The following is a 264-nucleotide window of genomic DNA, read 5'->3' on the forward strand; positions in this document are numbered from 1 at the left end:
GCTGGTGTTGCCGGCACCTGCAGCAAACGCGGCCAGATCCGCTCGGGTGATCCGATACTGCTTGCCCACACGTGCAGCCCGCAGCCGCCCATCGCGGATGTAGGTGCGGACCGTCCGTACGTGTAGTCCGAGTTCATCGGCCACCTCGTCTGCGGACAGGTAGTATGACGGAGTCACAGTAGGTCAATATACATGCGAATAGGGAAGCTTAGGTAATTCGTCCACGACGGCCAAACCGAGGGGTCGATAGAGCTGCCGAACCTC

1 protein-coding gene is annotated in these 264 nt (G+C 60.2%); it reads right to left on the reverse strand.

The genetic code is table 11. The features are described 5' to 3' along the window. On the reverse strand, positions 1-177 hold a 177-nt coding region (locus tag SB717_RS36765; protein WP_410908004.1), incomplete at its 3' end, for a helix-turn-helix domain-containing protein. Between the last annotated feature and the right edge of the window lie 87 nt (positions 178-264).

Origin of the sequence: Priestia sp. SIMBA_032 (assembly GCF_046535215.1) — a bacterium.
In the GTDB taxonomy this organism is placed as follows: domain Bacteria; phylum Bacillota; class Bacilli; order Bacillales; family Bacillaceae_H; genus Priestia; species Priestia aryabhattai.